1 protein-coding gene is annotated in these 1,222 nt (G+C 38.9%); it reads left to right on the top strand.

Translation table 11 applies throughout. The features are described from left to right. A partial coding sequence (locus DXA97_RS19755) for an RNA-guided endonuclease TnpB family protein (protein WP_118721462.1) occupies nt 1-1,175 on the top strand: 1,175 nt, incomplete at its 5' end. Nucleotides 1,176-1,222 lie beyond the last annotated feature (47 nt).

Below are 1,222 nucleotides of genomic sequence, written 5' to 3'. Positions count from 1 at the left end.
AGCTTTGGAATGTTTGCAATTATGAGAGAAACAACTACAAAAATCTGGGATTGGAGAAATATCCTGACTGGTATTATCAGAAATCAAAACATAAAGATGATCTGTGGTTCAAATCACTTCCGTCACAGACTGCACAGGAAATCTGTAAGCTTTTGGACAAGTCATGGAAATCCTTTTACCGGTTAAAAGAAAGTGGCGGTATCGAGAATCCGGGATCACCAAGATATAAGAAAGATAAAATGCCGATCACCTATATGCAAAATGGCATTCAACATGAAACAGGCTCTTTCAAAGTAAGACTTTCTTTACCGAAAAAGCTGAAGGAGTATATGGTTCATACCTATGATATTCGTGCTGCATACCTTTATTTGAAAAATCCTGTTTTTTCAAACATGGATATCATAAAACAGATCAAAATATATCCACCGGCAAATGACGGAACCAGCAGGATCCTTGTTATTTATGAGGTGGAAGATGTTTTGCCTGAAGAGGACAATGGACATTATCTGTCGATTGATCTGGGCTTGCATAATCTTATGACTTGTTATGATAATGCAGGAAAAACGTTCATTATTGGGAGAGAATATCTTTCACTTTCTTATTTTTATAACAGGGAAATCGCGCGAGTCCAGTCGCAATGGGATCGGATCCAGGCTGCGTGGGAAATGGAGTATCCGAAAACATCTAAGCATCTGCAGAAGCTTTATCGAAAGAAAAATAACTGTATCAAAGATTATATTCATAAGATGACACGGTATATCACGAACTATTCTGTAAAGAATGATATTCATACGGTTGTAATTGGAGATATCAAGGGGATTCGTAAAGAGAAAAATCTGGGAAGGAAAACCAACCAGAAACTTCACAGTCTGCCATATGCCCGTATCTATATGCAGTTAGAGTATAAGCTTAAAATGAAAGGGATTCGTCTGATAAGACAGGAAGAAAGTTATTCCAGTCAATGCCCGCCACAGTCAGAAGAAGTATCGTGCATTTATGCGGAGAAAAGGAATCGAAAAAAGCGTGGCATCTACATTGTAGAGAACGTGATCTACAATGCAGATGCAGTAGGAGCTTATAATATTTTGAGAAAGTATCATGCCGTATCCGGCAAAGAAATTGATATGCCCGTAACCGGGCTGAGCAGTACAAAAACAATAAAAGTAGCTGTGTAACCCACCTGGGTAGCAGTAAGGGTGTCATGGACGCACCCCTGAAACTA

Source organism: Clostridium sp. OF09-36 (assembly GCF_003481985.1).
Classification (GTDB): domain Bacteria; phylum Bacillota; class Clostridia; order Lachnospirales; family Lachnospiraceae; genus Brotaphodocola.
Note: the sequence above shows the minus strand (reverse complement) of the source record. Positions and strands in the feature narration are given on the sequence as shown.